16 protein-coding genes are annotated in these 17,284 nt (G+C 69.4%); all 16 read right to left on the bottom strand.

Annotated elements, in window-relative coordinates; all coding sequences use genetic code 11:
* Positions 1–7 precede the first annotated feature (7 nt).
* Genes APAU_RS04485 through APAU_RS14010 form a run of 16 tightly spaced genes read right to left on the bottom strand, consistent with a single transcriptional unit; the run spans position 8 to position 17,245 of the window.
* Positions 8–1,027, bottom strand: a complete 1,020-nt coding sequence (locus APAU_RS04485; RefSeq protein ID WP_006300505.1) for a KpsF/GutQ family sugar-phosphate isomerase — start codon at positions 1,025–1,027, stop codon at positions 8–10.
* A complete protein-coding gene (gene kdsA / locus APAU_RS04480) occupies positions 1,024–1,878 on the bottom strand; it encodes a 3-deoxy-8-phosphooctulonate synthase (RefSeq protein ID WP_006300504.1) in 855 nt (284 codons plus the stop codon). Before kdsA ends, APAU_RS04485 begins: the two co-directional genes overlap by 4 nt.
* Positions 1,875–2,618 carry a 3-deoxy-manno-octulosonate cytidylyltransferase gene (kdsB, locus tag APAU_RS04475; RefSeq protein ID WP_006300503.1) on the bottom strand — a complete coding sequence of 248 codons (744 nt, stop codon included), beginning with the start codon at positions 2,616–2,618 and terminating at the stop codon, positions 1,875–1,877. The genes kdsA and kdsB overlap by 4 nt, the downstream gene beginning before the upstream one ends.
* Positions 2,615–4,903: a tetraacyldisaccharide 4'-kinase gene (gene lpxK / locus APAU_RS04470; RefSeq protein WP_006300502.1), complete on the bottom strand. Its 2,289-nt coding sequence runs from the start codon at positions 4,901–4,903 to the stop codon at positions 2,615–2,617. The genes kdsB and lpxK overlap by 4 nt, the downstream gene beginning before the upstream one ends.
* Positions 4,884–6,638, bottom strand: coding sequence for an ABC transporter ATP-binding protein (locus tag APAU_RS04465; protein ID WP_006300501.1), 1,755 nt, complete (start codon positions 6,636–6,638; stop codon positions 4,884–4,886). The genes lpxK and APAU_RS04465 overlap by 20 nt, the downstream gene beginning before the upstream one ends.
* A complete protein-coding gene (gene lpxB, locus APAU_RS04460; RefSeq protein WP_006300500.1) occupies positions 6,635–7,741 on the bottom strand; it encodes a lipid-A-disaccharide synthase in 1,107 nt (368 codons plus the stop codon). The genes APAU_RS04465 and lpxB overlap by 4 nt, the downstream gene beginning before the upstream one ends.
* Positions 7,726–8,574, bottom strand: a complete 849-nt coding sequence (locus tag APAU_RS04455) for an LpxI family protein (RefSeq protein ID WP_006300499.1) — start codon at positions 8,572–8,574, stop codon at positions 7,726–7,728. Before APAU_RS04455 ends, lpxB begins: the two co-directional genes overlap by 16 nt.
* Before the next feature lie 47 nt (positions 8,575–8,621).
* Complete coding sequence (locus tag APAU_RS04450) at positions 8,622–9,689, bottom strand: LptF/LptG family permease (protein ID WP_050792466.1); 1,068 nt, start codon at positions 9,687–9,689, stop codon at positions 8,622–8,624.
* Between the two features lie 37 nt (positions 9,690–9,726).
* Positions 9,727–10,218, bottom strand: a complete 492-nt coding sequence (locus APAU_RS04445) for a KdsC family phosphatase (protein ID WP_006300497.1) — start codon at positions 10,216–10,218, stop codon at positions 9,727–9,729.
* Complete coding sequence (lpxA, locus tag APAU_RS04440) at positions 10,215–11,042, bottom strand: acyl-ACP--UDP-N-acetylglucosamine O-acyltransferase (protein WP_006300496.1); 828 nt, start codon at positions 11,040–11,042, stop codon at positions 10,215–10,217. The genes APAU_RS04445 and lpxA overlap by 4 nt, the downstream gene beginning before the upstream one ends.
* Positions 11,039–11,494, bottom strand: a complete 456-nt coding sequence (gene fabZ, locus APAU_RS04435; RefSeq protein ID WP_006300495.1) for a 3-hydroxyacyl-ACP dehydratase FabZ — start codon at positions 11,492–11,494, stop codon at positions 11,039–11,041. The genes lpxA and fabZ overlap by 4 nt, the downstream gene beginning before the upstream one ends.
* Positions 11,495–11,510: 16 nt before the next feature.
* Entirely contained in the window at positions 11,511–12,362 is an 852-nt protein-coding gene (locus tag APAU_RS04430) for a UDP-3-O-acyl-N-acetylglucosamine deacetylase (protein ID WP_006300494.1), read from the bottom strand.
* Positions 12,359–13,375: a UDP-3-O-(3-hydroxymyristoyl)glucosamine N-acyltransferase gene (gene lpxD, locus APAU_RS04425; protein ID WP_006300493.1), complete on the bottom strand. Its 1,017-nt coding sequence runs from the start codon at positions 13,373–13,375 to the stop codon at positions 12,359–12,361. The genes APAU_RS04430 and lpxD overlap by 4 nt, the downstream gene beginning before the upstream one ends.
* Positions 13,376–13,423: 48 nt before the next feature.
* Positions 13,424–14,650: a hypothetical protein gene (locus APAU_RS04420; RefSeq protein ID WP_156789427.1), complete on the bottom strand. Its 1,227-nt coding sequence runs from the start codon at positions 14,648–14,650 to the stop codon at positions 13,424–13,426.
* 43 nt (positions 14,651–14,693) lie between these two features.
* Entirely contained in the window at positions 14,694–16,562 is a 1,869-nt protein-coding gene (locus APAU_RS13525) for a BamA/OMP85 family outer membrane protein (RefSeq protein WP_232207764.1), read from the bottom strand.
* Between the two features lie 53 nt (positions 16,563–16,615).
* Complete coding sequence (locus APAU_RS14010) at positions 16,616–17,245, bottom strand: hypothetical protein (RefSeq protein WP_006300490.1); 630 nt, start codon at positions 17,243–17,245, stop codon at positions 16,616–16,618.
* Positions 17,246–17,284 lie beyond the last annotated feature (39 nt).

The following is a 17,284-nucleotide window of genomic DNA, read 5'->3' as shown; positions in this document are numbered from 1 at the left end:
GCATGCCCTAGGCCACCCCCGCCTTGAGGACCTCGTGGAGGTGCAGGATCCCCACGGCCCGGCCCTGGGGGTCCACCGCCAGAAGCACCGAGACCTCGTTCCTCTCCATGAGGCGCAGGGCCTCCACGGCGAGCCTTCCCGGTTCGATGGTGCGGGGGTTCGGGGTCATGACCTGCTCCACCGGCAGGGAGAGGCTTTCGGGACCCCGCCTTTCCAGAAGGCGGCGCAGGTCCCCGTCGGTGAAGACCCCCCGGAGGAACCCCTGCGGGTCCTCCACCGCCGTGGCCCCGTAACCCTTGCTGGTGATCTCGAAGAGGGCCTCCCGCACCGTGGCGTCGGTGCGCACCCGGGGAAGTCGGTCCTCCGCCCCCATGAGGTCCCCCACCCGCAGAAGCAGCCTCCGTCCCAGGGCTCCCCCGGGGTGGAAGAGGGCGAAGTCCTCCGGCACGAGGCCCTGAAGACGGGTCACCATCCCCGCCAGGGCGTCCCCCAGGGCCAGCTGGAGGGTGGTGCTGCTGGTGGGAGCCAGGCCCAGGGGGTCCGCCTCCCGCTCCACGCAGGAATCCAGCACGATGTCCGCCACCCGGGCCAGAGAGGAGTCCTCCTTGCCGGTGATGGCGATGAGGGGGGCCCCCAGGCGGCGGAAGAAGGGCACCAGCTCCAGTACCTCCCGGGTCTCCCCGCTGTTGCTCAAGAAAAGCCCCACGTCTTCCCGGCAGACCATGCCCAGGTCTCCGTGAGAGCCTTCGGCGGCGTGGAGGAAGAACGCCGGGGTCCCCAGGGACGAGAGGGTGGCGGCGATCTTCCGGCCGATGAGTCCCGACTTGCCCAACCCCGAGACCACCACCCGACCGGAGCAGGCGGCCACGCACCGGGCGGCCCGCACCAGGGGGTCTCCCAGGGTCGAGGCGGCCCGCAGGAGGGCGTTTGCCTCCTCCTCCAGGACCTTGCGGCCCACGGCTAGCAGCTCTCCGTCCGTCAAGGGGGCGGACTCCCGCTCGTAGGGCAGACGCACCGTGGCGATCACCCCACCCAGTCCAGGGTCGCGGGCCCCAGGGTCCGCACCACGTCGTGAAGGGCCTTCACCTCATCCAGGAGCCGGGGCAGGGCGTCCAGGGGCACCAGGTTGGGGCCGTCGCTCTTGGCCCGGGCGGGCTCGGGGTGCACCTCCAGGAAGAGGGCGTCCACCCCCGCCGCCACGGCGGCCCGCACCAGGGGACGGACGAAGCGCCGATCCCCCCCGCTGGCGCTGCCCAGTCCCCCCATGGACTGGACGCTGTGGGTCCCGTCGAACACCACGGGACACCCCAGCCCCCGGAGGATGCTCAAGGAGCGGAAGTCCACCACCAGCTGGTGGTAGCCGAAGACGCTGCCCCTCTCGCAGAGGAGCACCCGTTCGTTGCCCGCCTCCCGGCACTTCTCCACCACCGGAACCATGTCCTCCGGCGCCAGGAACTGGGCCTTCTTCACGTTCAGGGCGCGGCCGGTGCGGGCGGCGGCAACCACCAGATCGGTCTGGCGGCACAGGAAGGCGGGGATCTGGAGGAACTGCACCACCTCCGCCACCGGGTCGGCCTGGGCGGCCTCGTGGATGTCCGTCAGCAGGGGAACCCCCAGGCGGCGGCGCACCCCCGCCAGAACCTTCAGCCCCTCTTCCAGTCCCGGCCCCCGGAAGCTGTGGATGGAGGTCCGGTTGGCCTTGTCGAAGGAGGCCTTGAAGGCGTAGCCGAAGCCCCGTTCCCGGCACAGGGTCTGGCAGGTCTCGGCGATGCGCAGGGCCTCTTCCGGATCCTCCAGAACGCAGGGTCCCGCGAAGACCGTCAGGGCCCCCGCCCCGAAGACCAGCCCGCTTTCCTCGAAAACCTTCACGTCCCTCATCCCCTCACTTCGTCCCCTTCCCGGGCCAGGTACTCTTCCAACGCCCGCACGTCCTCGGGCGTGTCGATCTCGATGGTGTCCCGCTCCACGGGGACGCACCGGATGGCGTGTCCCCTCTCCAGGACCCGAAGCATCTCCAGGCTCTCCGCCCGCTCCAGGGGGGTGGGTTCCCAGGAGGCGAACTCCAGGAGGAAGGCCCTCCGGTAGGCGTAGGGACCGATGTGCTTGTACCAGTCCCGGTGCTCCGTCCGGGGGTAGGGGATGCGGGACCGGCTGAAGTACAGGGCCCGGCCGTTCTGGTCGAACACCACCTTCACCACGTGGGGGGAGTCGATCTCCTCCTCCCGGTCGATGCGTTTGGCCAGCACCGCCAGCTGGGAGGAGGGATCCCTCTCCAGGGCCTCCACCAGGGGGTCGATGAGGTCCGGCCCCACCAGGGGGTCGTCCACCTGCACGTTCAGCACCAGGTCGTAGTCCGGGGTCCGACGGGCCACGTAGGCCACCCGGTCCCCCCCCGTGGGGAGATCCGAGGGGGTCAGGAGGGCCTCGCGCCCCTCCGCCTCCACGGCCTCGGCGATCCGCCGGTCGTCCGTGGCCACCACCACCCGGTCCATCCGGCGGCACCGGAGCACCTGCCGCAGCACCCGGACCACCAGGGGAACGCCTCCCACGGGAAGCAACGCCTTGCCCGGCAGTCGGGTGCTGCCGTAGCGGGCGGGAATGACCGCAAGGGTCTTCATGGTCTCTCGTCTCCTTCTCGGATCGATCCGTCCGGGGGACCGGCGGCCCTCCCGGCCAGCTTGCTCCACAGGGTGCAGCGGGCGCCCCAGCCCAGGTCCCGGGCGGCGAAGGCCACCACGTCGTCCAGGGCTCCCGGTCCCCCGAGACGTCGGATGCCCGTCTCGATCATCCTATGGCGCAGCTCCGGGGTGGTCAACACGCCCCGCACCGCCCCGGCCAGGGCCTCCGGGTCCCGAGGGACCAGCACCTCCGCGTCCTGGAGCAGTTTCTTCTGCACCTGCTTGCCCCGGTCGTCCAGGGAGACCACGGGAACCCCCAGGCCGGCGCAGACCTGGTTGGCCGTGCCCCCCAACCCCAGGAGCACCTCCGCTCCCCGGGCCGCGTCGGCCAGGGAACCGGAGAAGACCCGAACCTCCAGGTCGCCGCAGCTCAGGAGGGAGGCCTCGGGCCTCCAGGTCCAGTCCCGCTGCTCTCCCATCAGCCGATCCAGGTCCAGGGTGGGGGCGGGGACCAGGACGAACCGGGTGGGCTCCTCCCGGTGGAGCCTTCGGGCCACCTCCAGAAGCAGCCCCGTGTCCCCGTAGGCCTGCTGGCGGCTGCCCGGCAGCAGCAGGACCCGACGCGATCCCTCCCCCTCCGTCCAGGGAGACCCCCCGGGAACCGGGTCCGCCGTCAGGTCCATGATGGGGTTGCCCCGGAAACGGGCGTCCACGCCGCTGCGGCGCAGTTCCTCCGCCGTCTCCTCGTCCCGGGCCCAGACGCGGCGGCAGCGATGTCGCAGAAACCAGCGCTCCGCCCGCCAGTGTCCGCTTAGGAACACCGTCTTGGCGGTGGCCACCAGGGCAGGGGTGACCCCCTGTCCCCAAAGGGCATGGAGGAGAAGGTACACGTCCCCCACGCAGAGGGGGGTCCGGCCGCCCCGGGTCCCCCGCCAGGCCCGAAGCTGCCGGAGAATGTCCTGGGGGAGGCCGTGGCGCAGGTCCTTCAGAAAAGCCCTGAGGCTGTACTTGATGACCCCCCCGCTGGGAAGCTCCGAGGGAGGGGAAAGCACCGGGAACCCCTCGGCGATGTAGGGGGTTCCTCGGCCCACCAGGGCAAAGGCGGATACCTGGGCCTCCGGGAAACGGTCCCGGAGCTTGCGGGCCAGGAGGACCCCGATGGCGTCCTCCCCGTAGCCGTTGGAGGCCACCAGGAGGCGGGGTCGGAGGATCTCCAGGAACCGCTCCCAGAACCGGGTCTCCTCCCGAAGGGCCACCCCGATCCGGGGCACCCAGAGGGGAAGGCCCGGCGATCCCCCTCCGGGGAGGTTGAAGAGGTCCTTCTCCGTACACACCAGGCCTTGGGCCCCCAGCTCCCGGGCCCGGTCCCGCAGATCCGCCAGATCCCCCTCGGAGAAACGGTGGTGGTCCCGGAAGACCACCTGGTCCGCCGCCTCCAGTCCCTGGCGGCGCACCAGCCGGTGCAGGCTCTCGGGGTTGCCGATGGCGGAAAACACCACCACCCGGGCACCGGGAGGGGGGGCCTGCCCCGAAACCTCCTGGGGGTAGGAGAGAAAGGTCCGCCAGCCCAGGAGACGGATCTCCGCGAAGAAGAGCCGGTCCGCCGCCACCCACTTGGACAGGGTCCGGCGCAGGTTCTCCTGCTCCTCCGGGGAGACCTGATCGCTCTTGGTGACCACCACCAGGTCCGCCCGCTCCAGGGAGGAAAGGGGCTCCCGAAGCAGCCCTGCGGGGAGCAGGCGGCCGTTGCCGAAGGGACAGGTGGCGTCCACCAGCACCAGGTCCACGTCCCGCCCCAACCGGCGGTGTTGGAAGGCGTCGTCCGCCACCACCGCTTCCGCTCCCAGCTGCGCCAGGCGGCGCACCCCCGCCAGCCGGTCCCGGCACACCAGGACCCGCGCCCGGGGGAGCATGCGAGCCAGCATCAGGGGCTCGTCCCCCGCCAGCTCCCGGGGGACGTCTCCCCGGCCCACCTCCAGGGGTCCCGGGCTCGCGCCGGAATAGCCCCGGCTCACCACCCCCACGGAGACCCCCGCCTCCAGGAGATGCCGGGCCAGGTACTCCACCATGGGGGTCTTGTTGGTCCCCCCCAGGCTGATGTTCCCCACGCTCACCACGGGGAGGGGGGGTTCCACCTGCTCCAGGATGCCCCGGTCGAAGGCCCCGTTGCGGCAGCGCACCCAGCCTCGGGCCAGCCAGTCCAGGGGAAGGGACACGCTCCAGGGGCTGAACCGACCGCTCTGTCCCCGGGCGTAGTCCAGGTAACTACGAAGCAGACGGCCCATGTTCCGCGAACTGGAACCGAAGGAGGGCGGCGTAGCGACCGTCTCGGGCGCTGAGTTCCTCGTGGGTTCCCTGCTCCACGATGTGTCCCCCCTCCAGCACCAGGATCCGGTCCGCCTCCCGGATGGTGGAGAGGCGATGGGCGAGGATGAAGGAGGTGCGTCCCCTCATGGCCTTCCGGAGGGCCCCCTGGATCTGCTGCTCCACCTCCGCATCCAGGGAGGAGGTGGCCTCGTCGAGGATCAGGATCCTCGGGTCCCGCACCACCGCCCGAGCGATGGCCACCCTCTGGCGCTGGCCGCCGCTCAGGGTGACCCCTCGCTCGCCGATCTCCGTGCGGTAGCCCCGGGGAAGCCCTTGCACGAAATCGTGGATCCCCGCGATCCGCGCGGCCTCCTCCACCTTCTCCTGGTCCGCCTCGGGAAACCCGTAGGCGATGTTGAAGGCGAAGGTACCCCGCAGGAGCACCGGATCCTGGGGCACCAGGCCGATCTGCCGTCGGTAGGCCGGGAGGTCCAGGTCCCGCAGGTCCGTCCCGTCCACCAGGACCCGCCCCCGGGTGGGGTCGAAGAACCGGGGGATCAGGTCCACCAGGGTGGACTTCCCCGCCCCGGTGGACCCCACCACGGCGACGCACTCCCCCGGGCGGACCTCCAGGTCGATGCCCTTCAGGACGTAACGTTCGTCCTGATAGGCGAACCACAGGTCCTCGAAGCGCAGCCCTCCCCGGACGCGCCCGGGGGATCGAGGCACGGCGGGCAGGGGCACGTCCTCGGGCTGATCCAGAATCTCGTAGACCCGTTCCGCCGAGGCCAGGGCCTGCTGGATGCGGCTGACCACCTTGCTCAGAATGCGGATGGGCTGCACCAGCAGCCCCAGGTAGGTGATGAAGGCGATGAGTTCCCCCGCGGAGATCCGCCTCGCCACCACGTCCCGCCCCCCCATCCAGAGGATCAGACAGAGGGCGGACATGAGGACCAGCTCCACGATCCCCTCCAGGGCCCCCCGGACCTGGGTCCCCCTCATGAGTTCCTTGAAGTGGGACCGGTTTTCCTGTTCGAAGCGCCGGTACTCCATGTCCTCCGTCACGAAGGCCCGCACCACCCGCACCGAGGAGAGGGCCTCCTGGGCCACCGCGGAGACCCGGGCAAGCTGCTCCTGGATGGCGTGCCCCACCACCCGGAGGCGCTTGGAGGCCCGGTCGATGACCAGCGCCGCCAGGGGGAGCACCGCAAAGGTGGCCAGGGTGAGCTTCCAGTTCAGAAACAAGAGGAACCCCAGGATCCCCAGGAAGGTGGTGCCCTGCACCACCAGGTCCACCAGCACCGAGGAGACCAGCTCCTGGAGCACCGTCACGTCGTTGGTGATCCGGGAGAGGAGTTCCCCCACCCGGCGGGCGTAGAGGAAGGAGAAGGGCAGGCGCTGGGTCCGGTCGTACAGGGCCAGGCGCAGGTCCAGGATCACCCGCTGCCCCACCCAGGTCATGAGGTAGATCTGGCCGTAGCCGAAGACCCCCTTGAGGGCGTAGAGGGACAGGATCCCCGCGATGAGCAGGTTGAGGGTGTGCCGATCCCCCCGGATGAGCACGTCGTCCACCAGGTTCTTGATGAGCCAGGGGGGCAGCACCCCGAAGAGGGCCGTCGCCACCATGCACCCCACCCCCGCTGCCAGACGCCGCCGGTAGGGCAGGAGGAAGACCAGAAGACGCCGGTAGAGGGACACGGGGGAACCGCTCATGCCGCCACCGCCTCCGCCACCCGCTCCGCCCAGAAGGGGTAGACCCCCCGCTCTCCCAAGCGGCCGCGGAGCCGGTCCATCTCCTCGTCCAGCTCCCGGCGCCGCCCCTCCGGGGCTTCCAGGAAGCCCCGGGCCGCCTCCGCCAGGGCCGGGCCGGTCACGGCGGTCTGGAGGAACTCCGGGAAGAGGGCCTTTCCCGCCAGGAGGTTGGGGAGGGCACAGAAGGGCACCCGCACCAGCCACCGGGCCAGACCCATGGAAAGGGGGTGGGCCGCGTAGGCCACCACCATGGGACGGCGCAGGAGCAGGGCCTCCAGGGTGGCGGTGCCGCTGGCCAGCACCCCGCAGGCCGACCGGGCCAGAAGCTCCCGCCCCGAGGCGGGACAGACCTCGAACCCCGCCGCCTCGGCCCGGCAGGACAGGTCGCGGCGCACCTCCTCCCTCAGCCCCGGGGCGGAGGAGAAGACGGGGCGGTACCCTCGGGAACCCAGGATCCCCGCCGCCTCCAGAAAGGGGGGAAGGAGACGCCGAACCTCCCCGGACCGGCTGCCCGGTAGAAACGCCACCTGCCGGTTCCCCTCGCCGGGGGAAGAACCTTCCACTTCGTCCAGGAGGGGGTGCCCCCGGAACGCGGAGACACAGCCCTGGGAGGTCAGGAAGGCGTGTTCGAAGGGAAACAGGGGGAGGCACAGGGTCATGCAGCTTCGGAGGGTACGGACCCGCCCCCGCCTCCAGGCCCACACGGTGGGAGGCACCAGGTTCACGATGGGGCCTCGGTACCCCGACGCCCGAAGCCTGCGGGCCAGGGGCAGGTGGAAGTCCGGGCTGTCCACCAGCACCACCCCCCGGGGGGAGCGGCGGAGCACCTCCCGGACCAGTTCCTCCCGAAGCCGGAACAGCCGGGGGAGGTGGGAGAGCACCTCCACCACCCCCATGAGCTGGAGGGCCTCCATGGACCAGAGGACCTCCATTCCCGCCCGGTGGCACGAAGCCCCCCCCATACCCCAGGGGGACAGGGAGGCCCCTCCCGCCGCGAGAGCCTCCAGGAGGTTCCCGGCGTACTGGTCCCCGGACACCTCCCCGCAGCTCACAAAGAGGGACACGGGGACACCCCCGTCACGGCGATCCCCTCCGCCCGGGCGGTCTCCCGAAACGCCTCGGGCTCCAGGACGATGGTGCGCCCCACCTCCACGGCCAGGCAGCGCAGTCCCGCCCGGGCCATGTGGTGGAGCGTCCTGGGACCCACCGTGGGAAGGTCGTAGCGGTCGTCCTGGTCGACCCGCATCATCTTCACCACCGTCCCCCCCTTGCAGAGGGAGCCAGCCCGCAGCAGGGCCGCGTCGGTGCCCTCCATGGCCTCCACCGCCACCACGCTGCGCCGGTGCACCACCACGGTCTGGCCGAAGGAGAGGGGAAGGAGGACCCGAGCCACCTCCATGCCGTAGGCCACGTCGGCCCGCTCCTCCTCCGAGAGGGGACGTCCGGCGAACTCCCCCGATGGGGCCATGAGGTCCTCGATGAGGTGCCGGTACCCCTCCACCCTCAGGTCCAGCCGTTCGAAGGCCTGGACCAGGGCAGCCAGCAGGGAGTGGTCGTCCCGCACCGCAAGGCCCGCCACCAGTTCCCGGGCTCCCGCGTCCAGCATGGCGGGTTGGTACAGGAGGGTCTTGGGGACCACCCCCGCCAGGAGCACCCGACGGATGCCCCGGCCCTTCATGTCCGCCAGGGTGCTCGCCAGGTCCAGGCGGGAGAGGACCACCACATCCCAGGCGAACTTGGAGAGGGCTCCCACGTTTTCCCGAAGGGAATACACCACCGGCGGGGTCCCACGATCGGTGAGCCGCCGGGCGATCTCCAGGGGAAGGGTCCCCTCCCCCGCCACCAGGGCGATTTCCAGGGGCGGGGTTTCGTTGGTTTGGCTGTTCTCGTTTCCCATATCGAGCCTCCCAGGCTTCGTCGTGTTTCGGGGTCTTGGGACGACCCTCAGTTGGATCTTCGGACCAGGAAGCCCCCCAGGACCAGGAAGATCAGGTTGGGGAACCACGCCGCCACCACTGCGGGAAGGTACGAGGCCTCCCCCAGGGACTGGCAGAAGGAGAGGGTGACGTAGTAGAAGAACACGATGACCACGCTCAGCCCCAGCCCCACGCTGGAGCTGGAGCGTTGCGGTCGGCTGCCCGCGGCGGCCCCCACCAGGGCCAGCACCACGCTGGCCCAGGGCACCGCCAGACGCAGGTTCAGAAGCACCCGAAGCCGGGTGGCGTCCGCCCCCTGCTCCTCCAGCCTGCGGATGGAGTCCCGCATCTGGAACAGGTTCATCTGCTGGGGATCCAGGGACTGGGTCTCCACCTCCTTGGGGTTCAGGTGGAGCTGGAGGCCCTGCTTGCGGAAGGTGAAGAGGAGGCGCACCTTTCCCTGGGCGTCCACCTCGAAGACCTTTCCGTCCTCGATCCACCACTCCCCCCGCACCCACTCCCCCCGGGGGGCGGCGATGATGCGGCTCAACCGGTCCTCCTCGAACTCCTGCACCAGGATGTCCGCCATCTTCCCGGAGCGGGGTCGCATCCGGTTGATGTAGATCACCCGCTTCAGGTGTCCGTCCTTCTCTTCCTTCAGGAAAATCCGCTCCTTGAAGAGGGGCGGGGTCTCCTGCATCACCTCGTAGCGGAGCAGGTTCACCGCCGCCCGTTCCGCCAGGGGCACCAGGGTCTCGTTGAGCGCCATGCTCCCCAGGGACACCAGCAGGGACGCCCAGATCACCGGGCGGACGATCCGCTGGAAGGCCACCCCCGCAGCCTTGAGGGCCACGATCTCCACGTTGGCGGAGAGGCGGCCGAAACCCAGCAGGGCCGCCAGCAGGGAGCCCATGGGGATGGTGAGGACCACCACCCCGGGGAGGTAGTAGAGGAAGAGGCGCACCACCACCCCCAGGGAGACCCCTCGCTGGATCACCAGGTCGGCGATCTTGAACAGCAGGTTCCCCGCCACCAGGAGCACCGTGAAGGCCAGGATGCCGAAGAGGAAGGGCCCCGCCAGCTCCTGGAGGATCAGCCGGTCCAGGGTACCCAGGGGAATTCGGGGGGAGGACCTAGGGATGATGGATCCCCTCCCGTTCCCGCGCGTTGGCCAGGAGGACCCGGTCCGCCGCGTCCCGCACCGCCCCGCGCCCTCCGGGACGGGGGGTGACGTAGCGGGCCAGGCGCAGGGCCTCGGGCCTGCCGTTGGAAGGGACGATGGGGAAGCCCGACCAGGAGAGACACTCCAGGTCCGGCAGGTCGTCCCCCATGTAGGCCACTTCCTCCGGGGTCAGCCCGTCCTCGTCGGCCCAGCGGCGCAGCAGGGGCAGCTTGTCCGCCGCTCCGTTGGCGCAGCGGGGGACCCCCAGGTCCCGGGCGCGCTGGTCCGTGGGGTCGGAGGCCCGGCCGCTGAGAAAGGCCGTCCCGATCCCGGCGCGGCGGAGCAGCACCAACCCCATGCCGTCCTGGATGTCGAAGCGCTTCGTCTCTCCCCCCCGCCCGTCCAGAAGGATCTCCCCCTCCGTGAGGGTTCCGTCCACGTCCAGGACGAAAAGACGGATCACTCCGCCTCTCCCTCCGGAGCCCGAACCCCGCCGTGCCGGCGCTCCGCCCAGGGGGTCCACCCCCGGGCGCAGATCCGGGAGAAGACCAGAAGCTCCTGGGCGTAGGGATCCTGGGGATTCCGGGAGACCAGAGCCTCCACGGCGGCCCGCAGGGGAAGGGACCCGGTCCGCAGGGTTTCGTAGAGTTCGCCGATGCGCTTCCGGGCTGCCCCGTCGAAGCCCTGGCGCCTCAGCCCCACCCGGTTCAGACCGAAGATCCGGCCGGGACGCCCGTCCACCATGCAGAAGGGGGGCACGTCCTTGACGATCTTCGAGAGGCCTCCCACCATGCAGGACCGACCGATGTGGACGAACTGGTGCACCCCCGCCATGCCTCCGAAGGTGACCCGGTCCCCCACCTGGGCGTACCCCGCCAGGCCCACCTTGTTGGCCAGGACGCAGTGGTCCCCCAGGACCACGTTGTGCCCCAGGTGGCACCCCTCCATGAGGTAGCACCCCTCTCCCACCCGGGTCTCGTGCCCCTCCCCGGAGGCCCGATGGATGGTCACGTTCTCCCGGCAGGTGACGCCGTTTCCGATGCGCACCCAGGTCTCTTCCTCCCGGAAGCCGAAATCCTGGGGAGGGCGGCCCAGGACCACGTGGTCGAAGAGGCGACAGTTCTCCCCCACCTCCACGTAGTCCGCCACCCGCACGAAGGACTCCAGGACGGTTCCCGCCCCCAGGCGGACCTTGGCGTCCACCACGCAGTAGGGGCCGATGCAGACCCCTTCCCCCAGTTCCGCCTTGGGGTCCACCAGGGCGGTGGGGTGGATCCGGGTCGTCATGGCCGTTCCTCCTCGGTGCCCTTGGTCAGGGTCCGGGAAAGGACGAAGCCCAGGGTGGCCTCCGCCACCAATTCCCCGTCCACGGTGCCCCGGGCGTGGATCTTCCCCATGCGGCTGCGGAACTTCACCAGCTCCGCCTCCGTGCGAAGCTGGTCTCCCGGACGGACGGGACGGCGGAACTTGGCCTCCTCCACGGAGGTGAGGAAGGCCACCATCTTCTCGAACCCCGGCTGGAGGGACACGATGATGGAGGCCACCTGCCCCATAGCCTCCAGGACTAGGACGCCGGGCATGACGGGCTCCTGGGGGAAGTGCCCCTGGAAGAAGGGCTCGTTGATGGTGACGTTCTTGATCCCCACCACCCGGTTTCCCTCCGCCTCCAGGATCCGGTCCACCAGCAGGAAGGGATAACGGTGGGGCAGGCGCGCTTGGATCTCCAGGATGTCCAGCAACAGGTCTCTCCTCCTTCTACGAAGCCATCGTTCCGAGGGCGGCCAGGGCGTAGGGTCGCAGCCGGTCCACCAGGGCCTGGTGGGACTGGTGCCCCGAACGCAGGGCCACCACGTGGGCCGTCAGGGGCAGGCCCAACAGGGCCAGGTCCCCCATGAGGTCCAGCATCTTGTGGCGCAGACACTCCTGCCGGAAGGGGACACCCTCCCGGGGGTTCAGGGGCCCCCTCTCGTCCACCACCAGGGCGTTCTCCAGGGACCCTCCCCGGGCAAGCCCCCGGGCCTCCAGGTCCCGAAGCTCCCGGGTCAGGCCGAAGGTGCGGGCCGGAGCGACGGTCCGGGCAAAGACCTCCCGGTCGAGGGTCCAGGTCTCCAGGAGGGTGCCGATGGGAGTGTCGGGGTAGTCCAGCACCACCGTCAGCCGCAGGACGTCGGAGGGGAAGGCGGCGATCGTCCGTCCCCGCTCCGGTTCGTCCACCGCCACCGGCACGGGCAAGAGCAGGGAGACGACCTCCTCCTCCTTCTCCCGCCTTCGAGGCGCCAGGGCCTCGGCGAAGGGAGCGGCGCTGCCGTCGAGGATGGGCACCTCCTCCCCCTCCAGGACGATCCGGGCGTCGTCGATCTCCAGGCCCCAGAGAGCCGCCAGGAGGTGTTCCCCCGTCTGCATCTCCCCGCCCCCGGGGAAGGCCAAGCCGGACCGGCGGGCGGAAAAGCTCCAGTGCGCCTCCAGGAGGCTCTCGTCCCCTCCCGATCGGGCAAACCAAAGCCCCCTCTCCTCGGAGGGTTCCACCCGCACCCGGCAGGGCTTCCCTCCGTGGAGCCCCGTCCCGGCAAACTCCACCGGGGAGGACAGGGTCGCCCTCCGCCTCACGAGGAAGCCTCCTCCAGCGCCTTCAGACGCCTCTCCAGTTCCTTGAGCCGATCCGCCAGATCCGGCAGGCGCCGAAGCCACCCCTGGCTCCTCATCTCCTCCCGGTGGTCCCGGGCGGGGAAACCGGAGACGAAGGCCCCGGGAGGGACGTCCTTGAGGACCCCCCCTCGCCCCCCCACCACGGCCCCGGCGCCGATGCGCACGTGGTCCGTCGCCCCGCTCTGCGCCGCCAGGATGACCCCGTTCTCCAGGGTCACGCTTCCCGCCAGCCCCGCGAAGGCCACGAGGATGCAGTCCTCTCCCACGACGCAGTTGTGGGCCACGTGGACGTGGTCGTCCAGCTTGGCCCTTCTGCCGATGCGGGTCTCGCCCACCGTGGCCCGATCCACGGTGGAGCAGGCCCCGATCTCCGCGTCGTCCTCCACCACCACCGTGCCCACCTGGGGGATCTTGACCTGCCGCCCCGCGGCGTCCCGGCGGAACCCGAACCCGTCGGCCCCCAGCACGGCGTTGCTGTGGATCAGCACCCGATCCCCCAGAAACGTGCCGTCCTGGAGCACCACCCCCGCCTCCAGGACGCAGTCCTTCCCGACCCGGACGTTTCGCCCCAGGTAGACCTGCCCCTGCAGCCAGGAACCTTCCCCGACGCAGCAGCCCTCACCGACCACACACCCCGGACCCAAATGGACCCCCGGGGCGACGCGGCTGTTCGGGTGGACCACCGCGGAGGGGTGGACCCCCTCGTAGGGGCGGGAGGGGACGAAGGCCCCCAACACCCTCGGCCAGGCCTCCTCCACGTCTCCCACCGCCACACCCCATGCTTCCAGGGGGAATCGGTCCTCCTGGGCCACCACTCCCACCTCCGGGTCCAGGTCCGCGAGGGACCTCGTTCCCCGAAGGACCAGGACGTGCCCGGGAATTGGCCCATCGGGGACGCACAGCCCCCGGATCGGCCTTCCCGGATCTCCCACGCATCGGCCCCCGACCCACACCGCCAGCTCACCAAGCGTCATCCCTCAAGCCCCCGATCCCCAATCTTCGCCTTGTGGAAAACCCCAAATCTACAGGTTGCCGATGGTGCGCAGGCTCCAGGGATCCCCGTCCCGGGAATCGTAGTGCAGCTCCAGGGACAGGTACTCCGTGAGGCGCCACCCCAGGGCCCCCTGGGTCTCTCCATCCTCGCTGAACCGCGCCCAGACGTAGGGCTTGTGGAGCCGCGGATCCACCTGGAACCGCCCCCACCAGGCTCCTCCCGGGTAGACCCGCTCCCCCCCGAGCCACACGTCCCCCCAGGGAGACCAGCGCAGCCCCCATCGGCTTTCCAGATCCCCTCGGACCCCTTCCACCACCCATTCCCCGTACCCCTCCATGTCCCAGCGGGGGAACAGCTGGACCCGTCTGCCCACGTGGAGCCCCACTTCCGTGGAGCGATCCTCCGTGCCCGAGTAGGCCGCAGCCCAGGCCCACACGGTGTAACGGCGACTCTCCAGCCTCACGTCCACCGTGGCGATCTGGGCCGGAACGGCGTGCGCCTCCGTGGTGATCCGAGCCCGGCGGGCCAGGTTGGAATCCTCGAAAAGGCTCCCCGCCCAGGATTCCGCCTCCTCCCGGTGCTTGCGGAAGTAGGGCACCGGGACCCCCACGAAGGGAGAAAGGCCCCGGATGAGGTCCTCCTTCAGCTCCGAGTGCAACAGGGTGGGAAGGGAGGAGGAGCTGATCCGGGGGGTCAGGGCCAGCACCAGGGGCGGTTCCGGGCGCAGGTGGAGGATCAGTTTCACTCGGTCTCCCTCCCTACGGACCTCCGGGCTCGCCCTCCAGCCCGGAAGGAGGGGGGACAGAAGCCCCGAGACCCACCCGAAGAAGGCCTGGTCCCCCCAGGAGAACGCCTCCGGGGGGACTCCCTCCAGACCCCGTTCCACCTGCTCCGCCAGACCGGAAAGATCTGCAAGGATCCACGAAGCCACCGGTTCGGACCAGTCCCCCGGGCGAAGCTCCACCACCCACCGAGGGCACGGCGCCACCGCCCGGAGCGTCAGGGTCCACCCCTCAGAGGCCGACCGGCCGGTCTCCTGGGGCTGAGGGCGCTCCAGACGATACCCCTGAAACAGCCGGGACGCGACTACCTCCAGGAGGCGCAGACGCACTTCCCTCTCCTGGGACGAGGGGATCTCCCGCCACACCGCCTCCAGGCTCTTCTGAGCCGGGACCGCAAGCCAGGGGGGAACTCCCTCCACCCTCAGGGCCTGGGCAAAGCAGAGGCGGGGAAGGCCCACCAAAAGGAGGGCCACGGCACACACTGCCGCGGCCCTCCGGAAGACCCGGGACCTCGTCTTAGAACATTTCTCCGAAGCCGAAGTTGGTCTGGTTTTCGTCATCACCCTGTGCAAAGTCCACCCGGAGATTGCCGATGGGGGTCTTCACGCGAAGCCCGATACCCTTGTCCGACTGGAGATCGGAGAAGCTGAAGCTCTCCCCCAGGGACTTCTTCCAGGCCTTTCCCACGTCGTAGAAGAAGACGAGGGAGAGGTTCTGCTCCATGGGGATGCGCAGCTCGAAGTTCCCCAGAAGCATCTCTTCACCCCGGTAGTAGTCGTCGTCGTAGCCTCGGAGGGTGTCGGCGCCGCCGAGGGTGTACATTTCTGCCCAGGGGACGGTGCCACTGGAGGACCCCGCCCGCACCCGGGCCGCGAAGAGCAGGGGGTTGTCCTCCGTGAAGCCGAAATCCATCTCCAGGAAATCCATCAGCCCGAACAGGGGGGTATAGTAACGCGCCTCCAGCCAGTACTTCGTGTAGTCCCAGTCTCCCCCCAGGGCCGCGATGCCCTGTTCCACGGAGAGGATCTCCACGTCTCCCCGGGGATAGCTCAGGTAGGGATCCAGGGTGTTGCGGGTCAGGGATCCGGTGACGGAGAAGTTCGTCCCGTCCTCCAGCTCCACCAGGTCCTGGGGTGTTACGTCCCCGGAGAGGATGGTGTTTTCCACCTTATGCCAGTCCAGGGTGAGGTACCAGCTGAGCTGGTCGTTCCCCTTGAACTTCTTCCCCACTCCCACGTACGCGCCGGTCTTCTCCTGGTCGTACTGGAACTTCCACTGACCCTTCTCGTACTCGTCCTGTTCCTCCCACTTGCGCTTGTAGGCTCCCACCTTCCAGGCATAGGTCTCCTGGTCCATGAAAGGCTGCTCGTAGGAAGCCCAGTACTGCTCTCGATTCCCTGTCTCGAATCCCACGGAGAATTTCGTACCCAGCCCCTGCCAGTTGGTGTCCTGGTAGTTGATGCCCCCGCTCCAGCCGCTCTGGGAGCCGTGGCCGATGGAGAAGCCGATCTTGTTGGTCCGCCCTTCCTCCACAGTGAGGACCATGTTCACCACCGACGGGTTCTCGCTGGGCTCGAACCCCACGTTGACGTCCTCAAAGTAACCCATCCCCTGGATGCGGTTCAGGGAATGACGCAAAATGGTGGCATTGAACAGGTCTCCCTGCTTCAGCTTCAGCTGTCGCCGGATGACGTAGTCCTTGGTTTTCTTGTTCCCTTGGATGATGATCTCCCCCAGGCGCGGCTCCAGGATGGTCACGGCCACCACCCCGTCCTGGATCTGCACGTCCTGCACGCGCATCATGACGTACCCGTCCTTCTGGTATTTTTCCTTGATGCGCTGGAGGTCGTTGCGGAAGAAGACCCGGTTGAACACTGAGCCGGGGGAGGTGAAGCAGAGCGCCCTCAGCTGGTCCTGGCTGTAGACCGTGTTGCCGGTAAACCGAAGCTCCTGAACCTCCGGGTTTTCCTGGACCACGAAGGTCACCTTGATCCCCCCGGACTGGGGGACAGACTTGACCTCGCTCACGGAGAAGAAGCCCAGCTCATAGATGGCCTCCGCGTCCTTGCGGAGGGCTTCCTCATCCGCCGGGTCCCCCACCTTGGTGGACACCACGCTCAGGATGTGGGAAGCCACCACGGTCCGGTTCCCCTCCACGTCCATGGAGACCACGGGAGGTCCCTTCGGGGCTTCCGTCTGGGGAGAGGGAACGGGGGACGATGTGGGGGCAGGAGAGCCCTCCCCCGGGGGAAGCGACGAGGCATCGGCGGAAACCCCCGCCGCAGGAGAAGGAGTATCGACGGAAACGGGAGCCGTCTGGGCCCAGGCACATCCCGCAAAACACACCAGCAGGGCAAGACAGAGCAACGCCTTGTATCCCCTCACGCTCCAACCACATCCTCTCTTCGTTAGGCGCCCCGTCCGTCCGAAGGACGGGATCAGGGATCCGTGCGAACCGGCCGTTCCTCCGTGCGAAGAGCCCTTTGGCCCACCTGCAGGAGCGCCAGGACCTCTTCCAGGGGAACCGTCTCCACCCCCTGAGCCTTCCCGGGTCGCGGAGCCCCCTGGCCGGTGAGGCCCGAAGGGACCTTTCGCCCCGGAGGTGCCGATGCACTCCCCTGGGGCAGGGTGCTGGAGGGGCGCTCCGAAACCGCATAGGCCGGGGGCAAAGGGGCTCCCCGCCCGGCTCCCTGTTCGCTCAGCGTCCGTCTCAACGCCTGAAGAAGCTGCTGTTCGTCCGGGGTGATCCACTCCAGATCCCCCTGAGCCAAGGACGAGGAAAAGTCCGCCGGGCGGTCCGCCTCCAGGGACAGGGGCAGGGCAACGCTCCCCAGAGCTACCAGAGACAGGGCGAGGCCCCGGGCGAAGACGCGAAACCGACTCCAGGGGCTGGGGGAAACCTCTCCCCCCACCTCCGCCTCGGCGCGGTGCCACAGGGCCTCCCGGGCTTCGCGGACCTCCGCTTCCAGACACTCCGCCTCCGCCACCGCAGAATGCCAGGACTCCCTGCGGCAGGCCTCCTTCAGGCGGTCCAGCCAGCGCTGGATTCGGGTCAGCTGCACGTCCATGCTCATCCCTCCCAGGGGCAAACAACATTGTTATCCCCT

It is taken from the genome of Aminomonas paucivorans DSM 12260 (assembly GCF_000165795.1).
Taxonomy (GTDB): Bacteria; Synergistota; Synergistia; order Synergistales; family Synergistaceae; genus Aminomonas; species Aminomonas paucivorans.
The sequence above is the reverse complement of the archived record's forward strand: the minus strand, read 5'-3'. Positions and strand labels throughout refer to the sequence as shown.

Bases quoted from the DNA above. Each gene is read 5' to 3' on its own strand.
- lpxK (WP_006300502.1), bottom strand. From the start codon at position 4,903: ATGGGCCGTCTGCTTCGTAGTTACCTGGACTACGCCCGGGGACAGAGC.
- APAU_RS04455 (WP_006300499.1), bottom strand. From the start codon at position 8,574: ATGGGAAACGAGAACAGCCAAACCAACGAAACCCCGCCCCTGGAAATC.
- lpxA (WP_006300496.1), bottom strand. From the start codon at position 11,042: ATGACGACCCGGATCCACCCCACCGCCCTGGTGGACCCCAAGGCGGAA.
- APAU_RS04465 (WP_006300501.1), bottom strand. From the start codon at position 6,638: ATGAGCGGTTCCCCCGTGTCCCTCTACCGGCGTCTTCTGGTCTTCCTC.
- kdsA (WP_006300504.1), bottom strand. From the start codon at position 1,878: ATGAGGGACGTGAAGGTTTTCGAGGAAAGCGGGCTGGTCTTCGGGGCG.
- kdsB (WP_006300503.1), bottom strand. From the start codon at position 2,618: ATGAAGACCCTTGCGGTCATTCCCGCCCGCTACGGCAGCACCCGACTG.
- lpxD (WP_006300493.1), bottom strand. From the start codon at position 13,375: ATGACGCTTGGTGAGCTGGCGGTGTGGGTCGGGGGCCGATGCGTGGGA.
- APAU_RS14010 (WP_006300490.1), bottom strand. From the start codon at position 17,245: ATGGACGTGCAGCTGACCCGAATCCAGCGCTGGCTGGACCGCCTGAAG.